This is a genomic window from Sphingopyxis sp. (genome assembly GCF_050916055.1).
Taxonomy (GTDB): domain Bacteria; phylum Pseudomonadota; class Alphaproteobacteria; order Sphingomonadales; family Sphingomonadaceae; genus Sphingopyxis.
The window spans coordinates 1,681,249-1,699,622 of record NZ_CP051527.1 but is presented as its reverse complement, the minus strand read 5'-3'; the positions used below and the strand labels follow the sequence as shown (position 1 = coordinate 1,699,622).

Sequence of the window (18,374 nt, the reverse complement as noted above, 5' to 3'; positions counted from 1 at the left end):
CCCGACCGAGGGCGGCCCGCATGGGGTCGCCTTTTTGCTTTGCCGTTTCGAAAGGTGCCCTTCCATGTCGATCACGCCGCTGATGCCCGTATACCCCCGGTGCGCCGTGCGTCCGGTCCGCGGCGAGGGCGCCTATCTGTTCGGCGAACAGGGCGAGCGTTACCTGGATTTCGCCAGCGGCATCGCGGTCAACCTGCTCGGCCACGGTCACCCGCACCTGACCAAGGCGATCCAGGACCAGGCCGCGACGCTGATGCACGTGTCGAACCTGTACGGCAGCCCGCAGGGCGAGGCCTATGCGGCGCGGCTGGTCGATAATACTTTCGCCGACACGGTGTTCTTCACCAACTCGGGCGCCGAAGCGGTCGAATGCGCGATCAAGACTGCGCGCGCCTATCATTCGAGCGCCGACAATGCCCAGAAGCACAATCTGATCACTTTCAACAACGCCTTCCACGGCCGCACGCTGGGGACGATTTCGGCGACCAACCAGGAAAAGCTGCGCAAGGGGTTCGACCCGCTGCTCCCCGGCTTTGCCTATGCGCCGTTCGACGACCTCAACGCCGCGCTCGACCTGGTCGACGACAACACCGCGGGCTTTCTGATCGAACCGGTGCAGGGCGAGGGCGGCATCCGGCCAGCGTCGCAGCCGTTCCTGCAGGCGCTGCGCGACATCTGCAACGAACGCGACCTGATGCTGGTCTTCGACGAGGTCCAGTGCGGCGTCGCGCGCACCGGCACGCTGTACGCGCATGAACAGTTTGGCGTGACCCCCGACATCATGGCGACCGCCAAGGGTATCGGCGGCGGCTTTCCAATGGGCGCGTGCCTCGCGACCGAGAAAGCGGGGCGCGGCATGGTGATCGGCACCCACGGGTCGACCTATGGCGGCAACCCGCTGGCTTGTGCCGCGGGGCAGGCGGTGCTCGACGTCGTGCTGGAAGAGGGGTTCCTCGACCAGGTCAAGGCGACCGGCGAACGGCTGCGCGGCGCGCTCGAGCAGCTGATCCCGAACCACGACCAGCTGTTCGACAGCGTCCGCGGCATGGGGCTGATGCTGGGGCTCAAGCTCAATTCGGACAGCCGCGCCTTCGTCGCGCACCTGCGCGACAATCACGGGCTGCTCACGGTGGCGGCGGGCGACAATGTCGTGCGCATCCTGCCGCCGCTGAACATCGAGCAGGCGCATATCGACGAGTGCATCGAAAAGTTGTCGGCGGGCGCGGCGAGCTATACGCCGCCCGAAAGCTGATGCTGTCCGTTCCTGCACAACGGAGGCCGTGATGCGGCATTTCCTGAACCTGTCCGACGCCGGCGGTGATGCCGTCGCCGCGATGCTCGCCGACGCGATCGACCGCAAGGCGGCGCGCGCCGGGTGGCCGAAGGGCCGGCCCGACGCTGACAAGCCGCTGGCCGACCATGTGCTGGCGATGGTGTTCGAGAAGAATTCGACGCGCACCCGCGCCTCGTTCGACATCGCGATCCGCCAGCTCGGCGGCAGCGCGATGATCCTCGACGCCGGCACGACGCAGCTCGGCCGCGGCGAGTCGATCGCCGACACCGCACGCGTGTTGTCGCGCTATGTCGATGCGATAATGATCCGCACCGACGATCATACGAAGATCGAGGAACTGGCCGAATATGCCAGCGTGCCGGTGATCAACGGGCTGACCGACCTGTCGCATCCGTGCCAGATCGTCGCCGACCTCTTGACCATCGTCGAAAGCGGCAAGGCGTTGCCGGGTCTCGAACTCGCCTGGCTCGGCGACGGCAACAATGTGCTGGCGTCGCTGATCGAGGCGGCGGGGCTGTTCGGGTTCAACGTCCGCGCCGGTTGTCCGCAGGGCTATCAGCCCGACGCCGCCTTTGTCGCGGCGGCGCGGGCGCGCGGCGCACGCATCGACATCGTCGGCGACGCGCGCGAGGCGGTGGCCGGCGCCGATCTGGTCGTCACCGATACCTGGGTGTCGATGGGGCAGGATCATGCCCACAACAAGCTGGCCGCGATGGCGCCGTATCAGGTCGACGAACGGTTGATGGGCGCCGCGAAGGGCGACGCGCTGTTCCTCCACTGCCTGCCCGCGCACCGCGGCGAGGAAGTCGTCGATGCCGTGATCGACGGGCCGCAATCGCGCGTCTGGGACGAGGCCGAGAATCGGGTCCACGCACAGAAATCGGTGCTGCTTTGGGCGCTGGGGAAGTTATGAGCGAAACGATCGAAACCTGGTTCGACCAGCCGTTGCTGTTCACGATCGCCGAGCGGCATGTCCGCGGGCGGCTGGTGCGGCTCGGCCCGGTGCTGAACACCATCATGGCGGCGCATAGCTATCCGCCCGTCGCCGAAAAGCTGCTCGCCGAGGCGCTGGTGCTGACCGTGCTGCTCGGCTCGACGCTCAAGACCGAGGGCGGCCAGATGACGTTGCAGGCGCAGACCGGCGGCGGGCCGGTCGAGCTGCTGGTGTGCGACTATCGCGGCGGCGAGCTGCGCGGTTACCTGAAATTCGACGCCGAACGGCTGGCCGAGGTCGGCCCCGAGCCGACGCTGTTCGCGCTGTTCGGCGAGGGATTCCTAGCGATCACGTTCGACCAGGAAACGACCGCCGAGCGCTATCAGGGGATCGTGCCGCTGGAAGGCAAGTCGATCGGCGACGCCGCCGAGCATTATTTCGAGCAGTCGGAGCAGATTCCGAGCCTGTTGAAGCTGGCCGCGCGTCACGATGCCGAGGCGGGATGCGTGGCCGCGGGGATGATGCTGCAGCACCTGCCCGAGGGCGAGGTCGGGCGCGACCGGCTGCACGTTCGCCACGACCATCCCGAATGGGAACATGCTCGCACGATCGCGGCGACGCTGAAGGACAGCGAACTCACCGACCCCGCCACCTCGCTCGAGACGCTGGCGTGGAGGCTGTTCCACGAGGACGAGGTGCGGATCGAGCCGGGGACGCGCGTGTCGCGCGGGTGCCGGTGCAGCCCCGATTATTTCGCCGGGGTGCTCGCGCAATTTCCGGCGACCGAGCGCGCCGACATGGCCGACGAGGCAGGCCGGATCGTCGTCGATTGCGCCTTTTGCTCGCGGGTATTCCCGATCGCGCTCGACGAGATCACGTCGCCGGGCTGAAGCAGACCTGCCCGGTCGTGTTGCGCACCGCACTGCTGGCCTAGCGACGAAACGACATAATCGGGCGACGGACGGTTGAAATCGCGACCCCGGATCGCTAAGTTATCAGGAACAGGGTCGCATTTTCGTCCTCATCGGACAGCCAACAGGTGAATAAAATGGCGATCTCATCCTCTCCCTTCCTTCGATTGTGCGGCCTGACCATCGCGCTTGCGGGCGCGACCGCGGTCCCCGCGCAGGCGCCGTCACTGACGATGCTCGACCGGCTCGAAAAAGGCAGCTGGCAGCTACGCGAACGCGGCAGCGACGCGGTGCTCCAGACGATGTGCTTCGGCGACGCGCGGCGGATGATCCAGATCCGCCATCCGCGTCAGGGCTGTTCGCGCTATGTGATCGAGGATACGCCGAAGTCGGTGACGGTGCATTACACCTGCCCCGGCGCCGGGCATGGCCGCACCACCATCCGCAGCGAAACCAACCGGCTGGTCCAGATCGACACGCAGGGCATCGCCGAAGGGCGGCCCTTCTCGCAGGCGATCGAGGCGCGCCGGGCCGGCGCCTGCACCGGCAGCTGAGCGCGACCGGCGGCGTCAACCGGTTGTTAACCATCTGCGGTTAAACGGGGGGCTAGGCACACCGATGTGTGTCTTCCTCCCTAATGGCATTCGTGCCGAACTGGGCCGCACGGCAGACGCCTTGCGGCCCGTTTCTTTGTTGCGATGCAGCACGGGGGTCTTGCGTGGCCGCGGGCGCGGGCGTATCGGGCGCCGATGCGCGACCTGGCCGGAAAAACCCTGATCGTCCTTCTGTCGGGCGGGCTCGATTCGATGGTGTGCGCCGGGCTGGCGCGCGAAGCCGGCGCGCGCATCGTCGCGCTGACGATCGATTACAACCAGCGCCACCGCGTCGAACTGGACTCGGCGGCGCGCATCGCCGCCACCGTCGGCGCCGCCGAACATATCGTCCTGCCGCTCGATCTGCGCCGCTTCGGTGGGTCGGCGCTGACCGCCGACATCGATGTTCCGAAGGACGGGGTCGGCGATGACATTCCGGTTACTTATGTGCCCGCGCGCAACCTGATTTTCCTGTCGCTGACGCTCGGGCTGGCCGAGGCGCGCGGCGCGCAGGACATCGTGATCGGGGTCAACGCGCTCGATTATTCGGGCTATCCCGACTGCCGCCCCGATTTCATCGCCGGGTTCGAAGATCTCGCGCGGCTCGCGACGCGCGATGGTGACCAAGGCGTCGCCTTCCGCATCCACGCGCCGCTGCAGCACATGACCAAGGCCGATATCGCCGCCGAAGCAGTGCGGCTGGGCATGGACGCGGGCGAGAGCTGGTCCTGTTACGACCCGGCCCCCGGCGGGCTGCATTGCGGCCGCTGCGACAGCTGCCGCCTGCGCGCCAAGGGGTTTGCCGACGCCGGCCTGACCGACCCGACGCGCTACGCGATCGGCGCCTGACCGATGGCCTATGCGGTCAAAGAGATTTTTCTGACGTTGCAGGGTGAGGGCGCCCAAGCGGGCCGACGCGCGGTGTTCTGCCGCTTCGCCGGGTGCAATTTATGGTCAGGGCGCGAGCAGGACCGCGCCAAGGCGGTCTGCAAATTTTGCGATACCGATTTCGTCGGCATCGACGGGACGCTCGGCGGAAAATATGCCGATGCCGCCGCGCTCGCCGCGACGATCGCCGGGTGCTGGGGCGCGGGCGAGGACGACCGCTACGTCGTGCTGACCGGCGGCGAGCCGATGTTGCAGGTCGACGCGGCGCTCATCGACGCGCTGCACGCCGCGGGCTTCGCGATCGCGATCGAAACCAACGGCACCTTTTCGGTGCCGCGCGATATCGACTGGATCTGCGTGAGCCCGAAGGCGGGCAGCGAACTGGTCCAGCAGAGCGGCGATGAACTCAAGCTGGTGTGGCCGCAACCGGGCAGCGACGTCGCGCGGCTTGCAGGCCTCGATTTCGGGCATCTGCTCGTCCAGCCGCTCGACGACGTGGACGCTGCCGCCAATGTGCAGGCGTGCATCGATCTGGTGATGGCCGATCCGCGCTGGCGCCTGTCGCTCCAGACGCACAAGTCGCTCGGGCTGCGCTAGCGCCTATTCGCCCTTTTTGGCGGGCGTGTCGGGGGTGACCGCTTTTTTCGCCGCCGGGACTTCGACCGCGTCGGGGTCGGCTTCGCTCTCGTCTTCGGTGGCGGTTTCGTCGTCGGCGTCTTCGGTCGTTTCGGTCTTTGTTGCGGTGCCGTCGTCGGGGACGCTGTTGTCGACGGCGGTGCCGTCGCTCGCCGCATTGTCGAGCACGATCATCGCGTCGCTGATCGTGCCGGGCTCGACCTCGACCGCGTCGAGCTTGGTCGTCGACTTGCCCGCCGGATCGCCGCCGCCGCAGGCAGCGAGGACGAAAAGCGGAAGCGAGGCGAGAAATTTGCGTGTCATGGCCGCTTCCTAGTCGCTTGCCCGAAGCTTGTCGAGAAAGGCGGGGAGAGTCGCGGCGAGCGCCGCATCGACATCGGCGAAGGATGCCGCCTTGCCGAACGCGGCGAGGCTGGTGACCGGAAATTCGGCGATGCCGCACGGCACGATGCCGCCGAAATGCGCAAGGTCGGGCGCGACGTTGAGCGAGAAGCCGTGCAGCGTGACCCAGCGTTTCACGCGCACCCCGATGGCGCCGATCTTGGCCTCGCGGCCGTCGGCGTCGTCGGTCCAGATGCCGATGCGGCCGTCGGCGCGGCGCGCCGCGACACCGAGCACTGCCAGCGCGTCGATCACCCAGCCTTCGAGCGCCGACACATAGGCGCGCACGTCGCGGCCGCGGCGCGTGAGGTCGAGCTGGACATAGCCGATGCGCTGGCCGGGGCCATGGTAGGTGTAGCGCCCGCCGCGCCCGGCATCGAACACCGGGAAGCGCGCGTCGAGCAACTCGGCGGGATCGGCGCTGGTGCCGGCGGTGTAGAGCGGCGGATGCTCGAGCAGCCAGATGCGCTCGCGCGCCTCGCCGCGGTGGATCGCCGCGGCGCGGGCCTCCATGTCGGCGAGCGCGCCGGCATAGTCGGCGAGGCCGGTCGAGACGGTCCATTCGGGCGGGGGCAGGGGGGTCATTGCGCCGGATATCTGGCGCGGCGCGGCGCCAAGCGCAAGGGGGCGGGCGATATCGTCAACGAGGCTGGACAATATGCGCCAACCGGGCCACTCTCGCTCGCCACGAAGCCATTTTTGCAACGGGGTATTGATGCCGAAATTCGACATGGGCGCGGCGTGGGACGACAGCATGACCTTGCTGCGTTCGCACACCACCCTCACCGGCGCGATTGCCGCCGTCTTTTTCTTTCTTCCCGCGCTCGCGGTCAGCTGGTTCGGGCCGACGCCGATGGAGCCGGCGGATGGTGCGACCTTCGAACAGATGATGGCGACGCTGCGCGACAGCGCGCAGCAGGCGGTGCCGTACCAGCTGTTGATCAGCGTCATCGCCGCGGTCGGCGGGGTCGGTATCCTGCGCCTGTGGCTTTCGCGGTCGAGCACCAGCGTCGGCGACGCGCTCGTCTTTGCGCTCAAGCTGATCCCGACGATGATCGGGGTCCAGTTGCTGCTCGGACTTGCGCTCGGCCTCGCAACGCTGTTGCTGCTGATGCCCGGTATCGCCGCTGCGGGCAGCGCGATCGGGGCGCTGCTGTTGTTCGTTGGCATCTGCGCGCTGATCGGCGTGTGCGCCTTTTTCTGGGGCCGGATCGCGGTAGTATCGCCGATCATCGCCGACCGCACCGTTTTCAATCCCGTCGCCGCGATTCAGGAAAGCCTGCGGCTGACCAAGGGCAATGGCTGGCGCATCTTCTTTTTTCTGTTTCTGGTCACCGTGGTCATCGTCGTCGTCGCCGCGATCCTTGGCGGGGTTATCGCCGCGGTGGCCGGCACCACCGAGGGCGTCGGGCGCCTGCTGATCGGGGTGGTCGAGGGCGGCGTCGCGGCGGTCGGCGGGCTGGTGTCGGTCGCGATCGCGGCTGCCACCTATCGCCAGCTTGCCATACGGGGGACCGGCGACGTCTTTGCATGATCGCGCCGGGCAGCGCGAGGTTTCACAGCGATAATTGAAAAGGGGGAAGAAACAATGAACCGAATAAGCATCAGTCAGGCATGGTCCTACGCGACCGGTTTTTTCGCCGGACAAGGGACCAATCACGCGATCGTCCTGATCGGCATGGGCATTGCGGTGCCGCTGATCCTGCAACTGGCGCTGGGCGGCAGCGCGGCGATGTCGGATCCGATGGCCTTTGCCGCCGGCGGCGGTTTCGCGGCGATGGGCGCGCTCGCCATTTTGGTCAGCCTGGTCAATTATGTGCTGCAGACGGGCAGCTATTTCGCCTCGTGGCGCATTGGCCTGACCAACGGCGCTGAACCGCTCGGCGGTGCGATCGGCTATGGCATGATCGCCGCCTTGCCGGTGCTGCTGCTCGTGATCGTGGTGGTTCTGGTGTTCGGATTGCTGGCGTTTCTTCTGTTCGGCGGTGCCTTCGCGCCGATGCTGATGGGCGGCCAGCCCAGCGAAGGGGCGATGGCGGGGGTCGGCCTGACGATGCTGGTGCTGATCCCGCTGTTCATGCTGTTCATGCTGTGGGTCGCGGCGCGCTTTTGCTGCATGGGGCCGATCATGGCTGACCGGCGCAGCTATAATGTGCTGATGGGCCTCGGCGAATCGTGGCGGATGACGTCGGCGTCGCAGTGGAAGATTTTCGCCTATTTCCTGCTGCTCGGCATCGCGCTGATGGTGATTTTGACGATTTTGGGCGCGATCGTCGGGGTGTCGATGTTCGCCGGCGGCGGGGCGCCGAGCGGCGGTTCGTTCATTGGCCTGCTGGTCGGTGCGCTGCTGCTGAGCATTCCGATGGCCTATCTGCAGGTCGGGGTACCCGCGGGGCTCTATCGCGCGCTGGGCGGCAGCGGCAACGAGCGCGACGTTTTCGCCTGATCGCGACTGACGCGGAATAAGGGGGCGCTCCGGCAACGGGGCGCCCTTTCGCGTATCAGCTCCACTTGGCGAGCGGTGGCAGGCTCATCAGGATCGCGTCGATATTGCCGCCGGTCTTGAGCCCGAACAGTGTGCCGCGGTCGTAGACCAGGTTGAATTCGGCGTAGCGGCCGCGCCAGATCAACTGCTGCTCGCGGTCGGCATCGGTGAAGGGCAACCCCATGCGTCGCCGCACGATCTGCGGGAAGACGTCGAGAAATGCGTCGCCGACGGCGCGGGTGAGCTGGAAATTGCGATCGAATTCGGCATCGTCGCCGCATTCCAGATGGTCGTAGAATATGCCGCCGACCCCGCGGTGGACGCCGCGGTGCGGAATATAGAAATAATCCTCGGCCCATTTGGCATAGCGTTCATACACGTCGGGGCCGAACGGCGCGCAAGCGGCGCGCAGGCGCGCGTGGAAGGCGTCGGTGTCTTCGGCATAGGGAATCGGCGGATTGAGGTCGGCGCCGCCGCCGAACCAGCGCTTCGTCGTGACCAGGAAGCGCGTGTTCATGTGCACTGCGGGGGCATGCGGGTTCGCCATATGCGCAACGAGGCTGATCCCGGTGGCAAAGAAGCTGGGGTCTTCGCCGGCACCATGGATCGACGCGGCGAAATCGGGGGCGAAGCGGCCGCCGACGGTCGATACATTGACCCCGACCTTCTCGAACACCCGGCCCGTCATCACGCCGCGCACTCCGCCGCCGCCCTCGCCGGGCGCCAGGCCGTCGGCCTCGCGGTCCCACGGCGTATAGGCAAAGCGCGCGTCGCTGCCGGCTTCGGCTTCGATCGCCTCGAACTCGGCGCATATCCGGTTACGCAGCGATTCGAACCAGTCGCGCGCCGCCTGTTGCTGGGGATCGAGCGAGATCATGCCGGAAAGCCTTTCGTTTGCCTGAGCGCTTCGGCGAGCGCGATGCCAGCCGCGACCGCGACATTCAAGGAGCGAAAGCCCGGCTGCATCGGAATCGCCACCCGCGCCGCCGCGGTGTCGTGGACATAAGCGGGCACGCCCGACGATTCTGCGCCGAGGAGCAGGATGTCGCCGGGCGCGAAGCGGAAATCGGGGAGCGGCGTCGCCCCGGCGGTGGTGAGCAACACCAGCCGGCCGCCGGCTGTGCGGCTCGCGTCAAGAAAGGCGGTCCAGTCGGGATGGCGGCGTACATTGGCGCGCGCCGCATAATCCATTCCGGCGCGCTTGAGCGCGGCGTCGGAAAAGGGAAAGCCGCACGGCTCGATAATGTGGGCGGGGACGCCGAAACAGGCGGCGGTGCGCAGCGTGGTGCCGACATTTCCCGCAATATCCGGCTGAAACAGGGCGATTTCCATCGGCACGGCATAGCCGCAGCGGCGCGGTGAATCGAGGGGCTTTGCCGTATCGCCCGGAGACCGCCGGGGAAGGGGAAATTGCCTGTTGGCAAGCCCGGACAGTGCGGCTATCAGGCCCGCAATTCCCGGAGGGGCCGCCGGGCTGCGCCATTTCGCATGCGTGCAAACAGGGCGGCCTTCCTCTTCCGGCAATTATGTCAGTTCACCCATGCAAGGGCAGTCGAATGGCCAGTGATCCCAATCCCAACGACGACCAGGAAAACGGCGTCCGCCGTCGGGATTTCATCAATATCGCAGCGGTGAGTTTCGCCGGCGTCGGCGCCGTCGCGGTGGTCATGCCGCTGGTCGCGCAGATGAACCCGTCGGCCGACGTCCTCGCGCTGTCGACGACCGAAATCGACATTTCGGCGATCCAGCCGGGGCAGGCGATCAAGACCAGCTGGCGCAAGCAGCCGGTGTTCGTGCGTAACCTGGTCGCCAAGGAAATCGCCGAAGCCAAGGCGGTGCCGCTGAGCGACCTGCGCGATCCGCAGACGATCGACGAGCGGACCAAGCCGGGCAAGGAAAACTGGCTGATCACCCTGGGCGTCTGCACCCATCTGGGCTGTGTGCCGCTCGGCGCCGCGGAAGGCGAGAACAAGGGCGATTTCGGTGGGTATTTCTGCCCGTGCCACGGGTCGCACTACGACACCGCGGCGCGCATTCGCAAAGGCCCGGCGCCGACCAACCTGGTCGTGCCGCCGTATGAATTTACCAGCGACACTGTCGTGACGATCGGCTGAGGAGCGAGATAAGATGAGCTTTCCCTGGGCCAAACCCTATGAGCCGACGCATCCGCTGATGAAGTGGATGGACGAGAAGCTGCCGATTCCGCGCCTGGTGTATAACGCCACCGGCCCCGGCTATCCCGTCCCGCGCAACCTCAACTATTTCTGGAACTTCGGCGTTCTCGCCGGCGCCGCGCTGATGATCCAGATCATCACCGGCATCGTGCTGGCGATGCATTATGCCGCCAACGTCGGGGTCGCGTTCAATTCGGTCGAGCATATCATGCGCGACGTGAACGCCGGCTGGTTCGTCCGCTACGCGCATATGAACGGCGCGAGCATGTTCTTCATCGTCGTGTATCTGCACATTTTCCGCGGCCTTTATTACGGTTCGTACAAGGCGCCGCGCGAAATGGTGTGGTTGCTGGGCGTCGTGATCTTCCTGCTGATGATGGCGACTGCCTTCATGGGCTATGTACTGCCGTGGGGCCAGATGAGCTTCTGGGGCGCGCAGGTGATCACCGGCTTCTTCTCGGCGATTCCGTTGGTCGGCGAGCCGGTGCGGCAGTGGCTGCTCGGCGGCTTCGTCCCCGACAATGCGACGCTCAACCGCTTCTTCTCGCTGCACTATTTGCTGCCGTTCGTGATTCTGGGTGTGATCATCCTGCACATCTGGGCGCTGCACATTCCCGGATCGAACAACCCGACCGGCATCGAGGTGAAGGACGAGCAGGACACCGTCCCGTTCCACCCCTATTACACCGCAAAGGACGGCTTCGGGCTCGGCGTCTTCCTGCTGATCTTCGTCGCGCTGACCTTCTTCAGCCCGAACATGCTGGGTCACGCCGACAATTATATCCCGGCGAACTCGCTCTCGACTCCGGCGCACATCGTTCCCGAATGGTATTTCCTGCCCTTCTACGCGATCTTGAAGGCCTTCACCTTCAACTTCCTGTGGATCGACGCGAAGCTGTGGGGCGTCATCGCGATGTTCGCGTCGATCGCGCTGCTGTTTTTCCTGCCCTGGCTCGACAGCTCGCCGGTCAAGTCGTCGACCTATCGCCCGCTGTACCGCATCTTCTTCTGGATCCTCGTCGTCGATGTGTTCCTGCTTGGCGTCTGCGGCATGATGCCCGCCGAACAGCCGTGGGTGATCCTGAGCCAGCTCGGCGCGATCTATTACTTCGCCCACTTCCTGGTCATTCTGCCGATCGTGTCGCGGATCGAACGTCCGCTGCCGATGCCGAATTCGATTACCGAAGCGGTCCTTGCCAAACACGCCCCCGACCCCGCGTCGGCCCCGGCAACGGCCTGAGCGCCGGACTTTTACAGGAGCTGATACAGCCATGGTTCGCCCGCTCGGTTTTCTCGTCGGCCTCGGTTTCATTGCCGCGCTGGTGCTCGCGATTTTCACGACGCCGCTCAGCAATGAAGAGAATGTCGCCCATTCCTTCGTCAAGCATCCCCGCCACCTGAAACTGGCCAGCGACGGCCTGGTGCCGCACTGGGACCAGGGGCAGTTGCAGCGCGGGATGCAGGTGTACCGCGAAGTCTGTTCGGCGTGTCACAGCCTGAACCTGGTCGCGTTCCGCAACATCGCGGATCTGGGCTATACCGAAGGCCAGGTGAAAACCTTTGCCAAGGGCTTCCAGGTGCCGTCGATCAATCCCGACACCGGCGAAGTCGCGACCCGCGACGGCCTGTCGTCGGATCACTTCCCGGCGCCCTATGCCAATGACGTGGCGGCGCGCGCGGCGAACAACAATGCGATCCCGCCCGACCTGTCGCTGATCACCAAAGCGCGCGAAGGCGGCAAGGATTATGTCTATTCGCTGCTGACCGGTTATCAGAACCCGCCGGCGAACCTGCCCGCCGAACTGCGTCCGGGCACGGGGCTGCACTACAACCCTTATTTCCCGAACCTGAATCTCGCGATGGCCAAGCCGCTGACCGACAATCAGGTGACCTATGCCGACGGGACGAAGGCGAGCGTCGATCAGATGGCGAAGGATGTGACCGCGTTTCTCGTCTGGACCGCCGAACCCAAGCTGGTGAAGCGGGTTCAGGTGGGCTGGGCCGCCTTCTTCTTCCTGCTGATCTTCACCGTGCTTGCCTATCTGTCGTACCGGAACATCTGGGCCGACAAGAAGCATTGAGGCCATAGGGGAGGGCGGCCAGCTATATGATCGCCCTCCCGCCTCGACCCGACCTCGACCTGGCGTCGCTGGTCCGCACCATCCCCGACTTTCCCAAGCCGGGCATCCAGTTTCGCGATATCACGACACTGATCGGCGACGCCGCCGGCTTTGCCGAGAGCGTGCGCCGATTGAGCGCGCGCGCCGCAGTGCACCGCCCCGACCTGATCGTCGCGGTAGAGGCGCGGGGCTTCCTGTTCGGCGCCGCGATGGCCACCGCGATGGGGCTGGGCCTGGTGCCGGTGCGCAAGGCGGGCAAGCTGCCCGGGGTGACGATCGGCGTCGATTATGAGCTGGAATATGGCGTTGACCGGCTGGAACTGTACGAAGGTGCGGTGCTGCCCGGACACCGCGTCGTCTTGGTCGACGACCTCCTCGCCACCGGCGGCACGATCCTGGCGACCGCCGAGCTGATGCGCAGCGTCGGCGCCGAGGTGGCAGCGGCGCTGTTCGTCATCGACCTGCCCGACCTCGGCGGGTCGGCGCGGCTGGCGGACGCGGGGCTGACATGCGAGACGCTGATCGCCTTCGACGGGGATTAGCGGCGGGTTTTGCCGGGGCCTGGGGAGCGGGTGCCGGGCAACCCGGTTGCACTCGCGCAGCGAAGGAAAGACGATGGGCGATCCAATCGAGCCCTTTCAGATCGAACATCTCATCGACGAGATATGGGCCGACGATCGGCTGCAAGAGCGCTATAACTTCGTCGATTACCACTTCGAACGGGACGGCAACTATTGTCGCGCCCGTTCTTATGCCGATGATTTTCGCAGCGTCGTGCTCTTTGGCCCGTTTCTAGAACGGCACCGCCTCGAAAGCGTGCATAATCCCGGCTTCGAAGCAGACGTCACCCGCTATCTGGAACGACGCTTTGCCGAACTCCGAAGACGCTGAGGAGCTGAAAAGGCCCGCGCCGTGGGGGCGCGGGCCGATGGGTCCTGCATCGCAAGCGGTGACTTAGAACGGCACCCAGCTCTGCTTCTTGCGGAACTTCATATAGCCGACATTCGCGCCAAGCCGCGCGCCGACGCCGACGCGGATGGGGATCAGGACGACGTCGCCGCGGCGCAGATAGCTGGCGTTGAAGCCGCCGAGCAGATACGCGGCGCCTTCGCCGGCGGGGAAGCGCTTGTAGAGATCTTCGCTGTCGAAAAGATTATAGACGAGGACGAAGGTGTTGCCCGCGTTGGCGCCCGCGTCGAACCCGATAGACGGACCGGTCCAATAGGCAGGGCGTTCGCCCTCGACCTTGTGATAGAGGGTGCCCGAACCATAGCGGACGCCGAGGACGAGCGCGCCGCCGGCTTCGCGGCCGACGATATAGGCGTTGGGTTCGCCCTGTTTTTTCAGGATATCCTCGATCAGCCCGGCGAGGCCCTGCGCGCCCTTGCCGAAGACGCCTTCGGCGGCGCCGATCAGATCGTCTTCCTTGTACGTCGTGCCCTGTTCGGCGGTGGTCGCGGCGATTTCGGGGTCGGTGCCCGCCCCGACGGTCGGTGCGGGTTGCTCTGCGACCTCGGTCTGTTCGTCGCCGGTCGCGAGGTCGCTGTCGTACGACGTGTCGGGGCTGGTTTCGGTCACCGGGGGCGGGGGCGGGGGATTGTCGAGGTCGGAGTCGATCGCCGTGTTGGGATCGACCTCGGTCATCTGTGCCGCCGCCGGCAACGGCGACAGGGCGAGGCCGAACACCGCCATGGCAGTGACGGCAAAGGTGGCGAGCGGTTTACGCATGTTATCCCCCAGAAACTCCGCGGCGCGGCGCGCCCGTAAATTCGCATTAATCATGACTCTTCTTGGTCGGCGGGCAATGAACGGGCGATGACCCGAGTCGAATATGCGTCGGACCGAATCGAATTCGCGGTCGAAGCGCGGACGGAGCGTCAAAAAAGGGCAATGTTTGGCGTTGCGGGGCGCTGGCTTGCTGGCTATAGCGCCCGCCTAGGCCAGCCTGTCGTTAGCGCGGCAGACCATGCGGAGACGTGGGTGAGTGGCTGAAACCAACGGTTTGCTAAACCGTCGTACTGGTAAATCCGGTACCGAGGGTTCGAATCCCTCCGTCTCCGCCACTTTTCTTTGCTGTTCGACACGGCGCCGCGCACCCCGCGGCGGGCGGATGTGCGCGTCGCGTACCTCCGAATAGTTATTGTAATTGAGAATCGTTCGCGATAATGACCGTGCATCCTCTTGCAGCCAGATCCAATCATGCACGCTCCTTCCCCCTCGCGCCCGGCGACCACCAAGAGCAGGAAGAGCTTCTGGCTGAAGCAGCTGCATATGTGGCACTGGATGAGCTCGGCCGTCAGCCTGATCGGGCTGCTGCTGTTCGCGATCACCGGCTTTACGCTGAACCACGCCGCCGACATCGAAGCGTCGCCGGTCACGAGCGAGACCATGGCGCAGCTTCCCGCGCCCTTGCTGCGCCGCCTCGCCGCCGCCGCGCCTGCGGGCGACAAGGCGCCGCTGCCGCGTGCCGTCGCCGACTGGGTCGAGACGCAATTTCCGGTCCGCGCGTCGGGCGAGGCGGAGTGGTCCGCCGACGAAGTCTATCTCGCCGCGCCGCGCCCCGGCGGCGATGCGTGGGTCGCGATCGACCGCGCGAGCGGGGCGGTGACCGGCGAGGTGACCAGCCGCGGCTGGATCTCCTACCTCAACGACCTCCACAAGGGGCGCAATTCGGGCTCGGCGTGGAGCCTGTTCATCGACATTTTTGCCTTTGCGTGCCTGGTCTTTGCTTTGACCGGGCTGGTCCTGCTCTGGCTGCATTCGGCGAAGCGCAAGAGCACCTGGCCGCTGGTTGGCGCCGGGCTGGCAATCCCCGCTGCGATCGCCCTGATTTTCATCCATTAGGAGACACTTGCCGTGCAGACATCCTCCCGCCTGATCCTGACCGCCGGCATTGGCGCGACGCTTGCCGCGCCGGCGCTGGCTGCCGATCCAATGGCGATGGACGTCACAATCGCCATTCCGCGGCTGAAGGTCGCCGAATATCACAAGCCCTATGTATCGATCTGGGTCGAAAAGGCGGGCGCAAAGGCCAGGACCGTCGCGGTCTGGTACGACCATGACATGAAGGCCAACGAGGGGACGAAGTGGCTGCGCGACGTGCGCCAGTGGTGGCGCGCTTCGGGCCGCGCGATGCGCTTCCCCGCCAACGGCATCACCGGGGCGACGCGCGCGCCCGGAACGCACAAGATCTCGTTCACCCGCGCCCAGCTCGGCGCGCTTGCCCCCGGCCAGTACACGCTGCTGATCGAGGCGGCGCGCGAGGTCGGCGGGCGCGAGTTGCTGCGCATTCCGTTCAACTGGCCCGGCAAGGCCGGCGCCGGCGGTCGCGCCGCGGGCGCGAACGAACTCGGCGCCGTTTCGATCTCTTTCCGCTGAACCTGAAAGGACAGGATAATGAAGACGCGAATTTGGGGTTTCGCCGCGACCGCCGCCCTGGCCGCGCTGGTCGCGGTGCCGGCGAGCGCGCATCGCCAGTGGATGCTGCCGTCGTCGACCGTGCTGTCGGGCGACGATGTGTGGGTGACCGTCGATGCTGCGGTGTCGAACGACCTGTTTTATTTCGAGCACCAGCCGCTGCGCCTCGACGCGATGAAGGCATGGGCGCCCGATGGCAGCGAGGCGGCGATCGAGAATAAGGCGACGGGGCGGTATCGCAGCACCTTCGACGTTCACCTGACGAAAAAGGGCACCTGGCGGATCGGTTCGGCGACCGACATGCTGATGGGCAGCTATCAGCTGGCCGGCAAGACCGAGCGGCTGCCACGCGGGACGACGGCGGCGAATCTGGCCGAACGCCTGCCCGCAGGGGCGACCAATGTGCAGACCGCCGAGGCGAACAACCGCAACGAGATTTTCGTCACCGTCGGCGAACCGACGACGAATTTGTTCGTGCCGACCGGCAAGGGCATCGAATTCGTCCCGGTGACGCATCCCAACGACCTGTTTTCGGGCGAAGCGGCGACGTTCCAGTTCCTGCTCGACGGCAAGCCCACCGCAGGCTTGCCGGTGACGATTATCCCCGGCGGCATCCGCTATCGCGACCAGCTCGGCCAGATGGACCTCACGACCGATGCCGAGGGCAAGGTCGAGGTCACCTGGCCCGAGCCCGGCATGTATTGGGTGAACGTCACGACGCCGCGCGCCGAACGCGATGAGGATGACGGGCCGGGTGAGGGTGCGCCGGCGGCGCCGCAGCGCCGCGCCAGCTATGTCACGACGCTGGAGGTGATGGCGCCCTGACCGACCGCATCCTGATCCCCCGCGCGCTGACGCCCGCGGCCTTTGCCGGGCGTGCGCCGGGGGCGCAGATCGCATGCTTCTCCGGCGAGAGCATGGGGACGGGTTGGACCTTGCAGGCGGTGTCGCCGCCGCCGGATGCCTCGGCGCGCGTCGAGGCGGCGCTGGACCGCGTCGTGGCGCAGATGAGCCAGTGGAACGCCGGGTCCGCCCTTTCGCGGTTCAATCGCGCGCCGCCCGGCACCTGGCATGAAATTCCCGCTGAATTCGGAGTTGTTGTCGGGGCGGCGCTCGCCATCGCGCGTGCCAGCGGCGGGGCGTTCGATCCTGCGCTCGGCGCATTGACCGAGCGCTGGGGGTTCGGGAGCGCCGGCCCGATTGCGCGGCCGCCCGACGATGCCTGCGCAGAGACGGTGCGGCGGATCGACCTCGACATGTCGGCAGGCCGGATATTGCGTACGGAAGGGGCGCTGCTCGACCTGTCGGGCATCGCCAAGGGGTTCGCGGTCGATCTGGCGGCGGAGGCCCTGCTGGCCGCCGGGGTGCGCCATTTCCTGATCGAGGTCGGCGGCGAATTGCGCGGCGAGGGGATCCGGCCCGACGGGCAGCCGTGGTGGGTCGATGTCGAAATGCCGCCGACGTCATCGCTCGCGCCATACCGGGTCGCGCTCCATGACCTCTCGGCGGCGACCTCGGGCAATTATCGCCGCGGTTTCACGGCGGGTGGCCGATATTATTCGCACAGCTTCGATCCCGCCACCGCCCGCCCGATCGTCCACCCGGTGTCGTCGGTGACGGTGCTGCACCGCAGCTGCATGATGGCCGACGGCTGGGCGACGGCGCTGACCGTGCTCGGCGCGCGCGCCGGGATCGCGCTCGCCGATGCCGAGGGGCTGGCGGCGTGCATTGTCGCGGGCGAGCGTGACCATGTGTCGCGCGCGTGGCGCGCGATGATGGATTAGCTGTCGGCCCAGCGGCGCAGGAGGTTGTGGTAGACGCCGGTGAGCTCGATTACCGAGCGGTCCTTGCCGCCGAGTTCGCCGGTCAGGCGTTGCACGGCGCGGTCGAGATCGAACAGGTTGCGCCGCGCCTCGGCATCGCGGATCATCGATTGCAGCCAGAAGAAGGAGGCGACGCGGCGTCCGCGCGTCACCGGGGTCACGCGGTGCAGGCTCGACGACGGATAGACCACCGCATGCCCGGCGGGCAGCTTGACGCGCTGGACGCCGTAATGATCCTCGATCAGCAGCTCGCCTCCGTCATATTGGTCGGCGGCTTCGAGGAAGACGGTGATCGAAAGGTCGCTGCGCACCCGATAGTCGCTGCCGCGCTTGATCCGGATCGCATTGTCGACATGGGTGTCGAATTCCTGCCCCGCGCCATAGCGGTTGAACAGCGGCGGATAGATTTTGAGCGGCAGCGATGCCGCGACGAACAGCGACGAGCGCCCCAGCGCCTCGAGGACGATCCGACCCGCGCGCTTTCCGGCCTCGCTGTCCTCGGGCAACTGTTCATTGTGCTTGGCCAGCGCCGATTGCGGGCCGGAGGTCGCATTGCCGTCGATCCAGTCGGCCGCGTCGATGATCTGCCGGATGTCGGACAGCTCGTCGGCGGACAACAGGTCGGGAATGGCGATCAGCATGGCGGGGCGTCCCTTCGGCGATACCGCGTCGCGCTGCCATAGGTTCGCGGGGTAATCAATGGCGGGAGCGGGCGGGC

23 protein-coding genes and 1 tRNA gene are annotated in these 18,374 nt (G+C 66.3%); 18 read left to right on the top strand and 6 right to left on the bottom strand.

Annotation, left to right across the window (positions count from 1 at the left end):
* Positions 1–64 precede the first annotated feature (64 nt).
* From HEQ22_RS08285 to queE, 6 genes are all read left to right on the top strand, one after another.
* Positions 65–1,252, top strand: a complete 1,188-nt coding sequence (locus HEQ22_RS08285; RefSeq protein WP_432770702.1) for an aspartate aminotransferase family protein — start codon at positions 65–67, stop codon at positions 1,250–1,252.
* Positions 1,253–1,280: 28 nt separating this feature from the next.
* Entirely contained in the window at positions 1,281–2,207 is a 927-nt protein-coding gene (gene argF / locus HEQ22_RS08280; RefSeq protein WP_432770701.1) for an ornithine carbamoyltransferase, read from the top strand.
* The gene (locus HEQ22_RS08275; protein WP_432770700.1) at positions 2,204–3,118 is read left to right on the top strand and encodes an Hsp33 family molecular chaperone HslO; all 915 of its coding nucleotides are present in this window, start codon (positions 2,204–2,206) and stop codon (positions 3,116–3,118) included. The genes argF and HEQ22_RS08275 overlap by 4 nt, the downstream gene beginning before the upstream one ends.
* A gap of 158 nt (positions 3,119–3,276) precedes the next feature.
* Entirely contained in the window at positions 3,277–3,693 is a 417-nt protein-coding gene (locus HEQ22_RS08270; protein ID WP_432770699.1) for a DUF3617 domain-containing protein, read from the top strand.
* 195 nt (positions 3,694–3,888) lie between these two features.
* Positions 3,889–4,581 carry a 7-cyano-7-deazaguanine synthase QueC gene (gene queC, locus HEQ22_RS08265; protein WP_432770698.1) on the top strand — a complete coding sequence of 231 codons (693 nt, stop codon included), beginning with the start codon at positions 3,889–3,891 and terminating at the stop codon, positions 4,579–4,581.
* Between the two features lie 3 nt (positions 4,582–4,584).
* Positions 4,585–5,217 (top strand): 7-carboxy-7-deazaguanine synthase, encoded by a 633-nt coding sequence (gene queE / locus HEQ22_RS08260; protein WP_432770697.1) that lies wholly within the window; start codon positions 4,585–4,587, stop codon positions 5,215–5,217.
* A 3-nt stretch (positions 5,218–5,220) separates the two neighbouring features.
* Here queE and HEQ22_RS08255 read toward each other — a convergent pair whose 3' ends face one another.
* Both HEQ22_RS08255 and lipB read right to left on the bottom strand, forming a co-directional pair.
* Positions 5,221–5,559, bottom strand: a complete 339-nt coding sequence (locus HEQ22_RS08255) for a hypothetical protein (RefSeq protein WP_432770696.1) — start codon at positions 5,557–5,559, stop codon at positions 5,221–5,223.
* Positions 5,560–5,568: 9 nt separating this feature from the next.
* Positions 5,569–6,222, bottom strand: coding sequence for a lipoyl(octanoyl) transferase LipB (gene lipB, locus HEQ22_RS08250; RefSeq protein ID WP_432770695.1), 654 nt, complete (start codon positions 6,220–6,222; stop codon positions 5,569–5,571).
* A 130-nt stretch (positions 6,223–6,352) separates the two neighbouring features.
* On the opposite strand from lipB, the gene HEQ22_RS08245 reads away from it, so the two are divergent.
* Both HEQ22_RS08245 and HEQ22_RS08240 read left to right on the top strand, forming a co-directional pair.
* A complete protein-coding gene (locus HEQ22_RS08245; RefSeq protein WP_432770694.1) occupies positions 6,353–7,171 on the top strand; it encodes a hypothetical protein in 819 nt (272 codons plus the stop codon).
* 54 nt (positions 7,172–7,225) lie between these two features.
* Positions 7,226–8,083, top strand: coding sequence for a hypothetical protein (locus tag HEQ22_RS08240; RefSeq protein WP_432770693.1), 858 nt, complete (start codon positions 7,226–7,228; stop codon positions 8,081–8,083).
* A 55-nt stretch (positions 8,084–8,138) separates the two neighbouring features.
* Here the strand turns inward: HEQ22_RS08240 and hemF are convergent, their stop codons facing one another.
* Positions 8,139–8,999 (bottom strand): oxygen-dependent coproporphyrinogen oxidase, encoded by an 861-nt coding sequence (hemF, locus tag HEQ22_RS08235; protein WP_432770692.1) that lies wholly within the window; start codon positions 8,997–8,999, stop codon positions 8,139–8,141.
* Positions 8,996–9,454, bottom strand: coding sequence for a tRNA (cytidine(34)-2'-O)-methyltransferase (locus HEQ22_RS08230; RefSeq protein ID WP_432770691.1), 459 nt, complete (start codon positions 9,452–9,454; stop codon positions 8,996–8,998). Before HEQ22_RS08230 ends, hemF begins: the two co-directional genes overlap by 4 nt.
* 224 nt (positions 9,455–9,678) lie before the next feature.
* Between HEQ22_RS08230 and petA the strand changes: the two genes are divergently transcribed.
* The 5 genes from petA (at position 9,679) to HEQ22_RS08205 (ending at position 13,307) form a co-directional block, all read left to right on the top strand.
* A complete protein-coding gene (gene petA, locus HEQ22_RS08225) occupies positions 9,679–10,236 on the top strand; it encodes a ubiquinol-cytochrome c reductase iron-sulfur subunit (RefSeq protein ID WP_432770690.1) in 558 nt (185 codons plus the stop codon).
* Positions 10,237–10,249: 13 nt separating this feature from the next.
* Entirely contained in the window at positions 10,250–11,536 is a 1,287-nt protein-coding gene (locus HEQ22_RS08220) for a cytochrome b (RefSeq protein ID WP_432770689.1), read from the top strand.
* A gap of 31 nt (positions 11,537–11,567) precedes the next feature.
* Positions 11,568–12,377 carry a cytochrome c1 gene (locus tag HEQ22_RS08215; protein ID WP_432770688.1) on the top strand — a complete coding sequence of 270 codons (810 nt, stop codon included), beginning with the start codon at positions 11,568–11,570 and terminating at the stop codon, positions 12,375–12,377.
* Positions 12,378–12,403: 26 nt separating this feature from the next.
* Positions 12,404–12,958, top strand: coding sequence for an adenine phosphoribosyltransferase (locus HEQ22_RS08210; protein WP_432770687.1), 555 nt, complete (start codon positions 12,404–12,406; stop codon positions 12,956–12,958).
* 73 nt (positions 12,959–13,031) lie between these two features.
* The gene (locus HEQ22_RS08205; protein WP_432770686.1) at positions 13,032–13,307 is read left to right on the top strand and encodes a hypothetical protein; all 276 of its coding nucleotides are present in this window, start codon (positions 13,032–13,034) and stop codon (positions 13,305–13,307) included.
* Positions 13,308–13,370: 63 nt separating this feature from the next.
* Here HEQ22_RS08205 and HEQ22_RS08200 read toward each other — a convergent pair whose 3' ends face one another.
* Positions 13,371–14,144, bottom strand: a complete 774-nt coding sequence (locus HEQ22_RS08200) for a DUF1134 domain-containing protein (protein WP_432770685.1) — start codon at positions 14,142–14,144, stop codon at positions 13,371–13,373.
* Between the two features lie 242 nt (positions 14,145–14,386).
* On the opposite strand from HEQ22_RS08200, the gene HEQ22_RS08195 reads away from it, so the two are divergent.
* From HEQ22_RS08195 to HEQ22_RS08175, 5 genes are all read left to right on the top strand, one after another.
* A tRNA-Ser gene (locus HEQ22_RS08195) sits at positions 14,387–14,479 on the top strand.
* A 136-nt stretch (positions 14,480–14,615) separates the two neighbouring features.
* A complete protein-coding gene (locus HEQ22_RS08190; RefSeq protein ID WP_432770684.1) occupies positions 14,616–15,260 on the top strand; it encodes a PepSY-associated TM helix domain-containing protein in 645 nt (214 codons plus the stop codon).
* A gap of 12 nt (positions 15,261–15,272) precedes the next feature.
* A complete protein-coding gene (locus tag HEQ22_RS08185) occupies positions 15,273–15,794 on the top strand; it encodes a DUF2271 domain-containing protein (RefSeq protein WP_432770683.1) in 522 nt (173 codons plus the stop codon).
* Positions 15,795–15,812: 18 nt separating this feature from the next.
* Positions 15,813–16,658 carry a DUF4198 domain-containing protein gene (locus HEQ22_RS08180; protein ID WP_432770682.1) on the top strand — a complete coding sequence of 282 codons (846 nt, stop codon included), beginning with the start codon at positions 15,813–15,815 and terminating at the stop codon, positions 16,656–16,658.
* A 92-nt stretch (positions 16,659–16,750) separates the two neighbouring features.
* A complete protein-coding gene (locus tag HEQ22_RS08175; RefSeq protein ID WP_432770681.1) occupies positions 16,751–17,617 on the top strand; it encodes an FAD:protein FMN transferase in 867 nt (288 codons plus the stop codon).
* On the opposite strand, the gene HEQ22_RS08170 is transcribed toward HEQ22_RS08175, so the two are convergent.
* On the bottom strand, positions 17,614–18,297 hold the full coding sequence (locus HEQ22_RS08170) for a Fe2+-dependent dioxygenase (protein WP_432770680.1): 684 nt from the start codon (positions 18,295–18,297) through the stop codon (positions 17,614–17,616). The two genes, HEQ22_RS08175 and HEQ22_RS08170, sit on opposite strands and share 4 nt — an antisense overlap.
* Between the last annotated feature and the right edge of the window lie 77 nt (positions 18,298–18,374).